The sequence below is a fragment of the Burkholderia sp. Bp9142 genome (genome assembly GCF_003853415.1).
Taxonomy (GTDB): Bacteria; Pseudomonadota; Gammaproteobacteria; order Burkholderiales; family Burkholderiaceae; genus Burkholderia.
The window spans coordinates 1-1,201 of record NZ_QTPP01000089.1 but is presented as its reverse complement, the minus strand read 5'-3'; the positions used below and the strand labels follow the sequence as shown (position 1 = coordinate 1,201).

Annotated in this window: 1 protein-coding gene; it reads left to right on the top strand. The window is 60.3% G+C overall.

The window, feature by feature from the left end; all coding sequences use genetic code 11:
- Positions 1–66: 66 nt before the first annotated feature.
- Positions 67–1,196, top strand: a protein-coding gene (locus DIE22_RS37750) for an IS3 family transposase (RefSeq protein ID WP_185640790.1) whose coding sequence is annotated in 2 segments (ribosomal slippage) — positions 67–316 and positions 316–1,196 — 1,131 coding nt in all. Because the reading frame shifts where the segments join, the coding sequence is not laid out codon by codon here.
- The last annotated feature ends 5 nt before the right edge of the window (positions 1,197–1,201 follow it).

Here is a 1,201-nt window from a genome sequence, read left to right as displayed (position 1 = left end):
GTGACCTTTCCCCTCTGAAGTATCCCACTGTAAAGTTAGTGGCAAGGCCGCAGGAGAGACCTTGTCATGAAGAAATCGCGGTTCAGTGAAGAGCAGATTATCGGGGTGCTGAAGGAAGCCGATGCGGGCATGAAGGTCGCGGACCTATGCCGCAAGCACGGCATATCGGACGCGACGTTCTATAACTGGCGGAGCCGCTATGGCGGCATGGATGTGTCGGAAGCACGACGATTGCGGCAGCTGGAAGAGGAAAACCAGCGACTCAAGCGGTTGGTTGCCGACCAGGCGCTGGACATCCAGGTTCTGAAGGATGTTCTCGGAAAAAAGTGAGTTCGCCCGCGCAGCGCCGGGCAGTCGTGCAGCAGGTGATTGAACAGCACGACTATTCGGAGCGCCGGGCGTGCACGCTAATTGGTCTGAATCGCCGGACGTTCCGGCGGCCGGCCCCGCCAGACACCGACCAGGAAGTGCGGCAACGACTACGCGAACTGGCGCAGCAGCGGCCACGGTTTGGCTCGCCTCGCCTGCACGTCTTACTGCGCCGAGAAGGTCTGGTTCAGAACCACAAGCGCACTGAGCGGCTGTACCGCGCAGAAGGTCTATCGCTTCGCCTGAAACGGCGAAAGAAGCGTCCGAGTCATTTGCGCGTGGTCATGCCAACACCCAATGGCGCCGACGAAAGCTGGGCGATGGACTTTGTTGCTGACGCGCTGGTGCATGGTCGACGCATTCGAATGTTGACCATCATCGATACGTGGAACCGGGAGTGTCCGCACATCGAGGTCGACTTCTCGCTGACGGGCGTTCGCGTGGCGCGTGTGCTCGAGCAGTTGCGGCAACGAGGACGGCGCCCCAATCTGATTCAGGTGGATAACGGCCCGGAGTTCGTCAGCAAGGCGCTCGACGCCTGGGCGCACGAGCACGGCGTGAGACTGCAGTTCATTCGGCCCGGCAAACCGGTGGAGAACGCTCACATCGAGAGCTTCAACGGCCGACTGCGTGAAGAATGTTTGAATCAGCATGCGTTCGTCAGTCTCGACGATGCACGCGGGCGAATCGAAGCCTGGCGCACCGACTACAACTCGGTGCGTCCGCATAGTGCCCTGGGGCAACTGGCGCCGGACCAATTCCGGCAATTGCATCAACCGAAAAACGGCGAGCCCACTAACTTACGAATGGTGTACTCGGCGGGGTAAGGTCA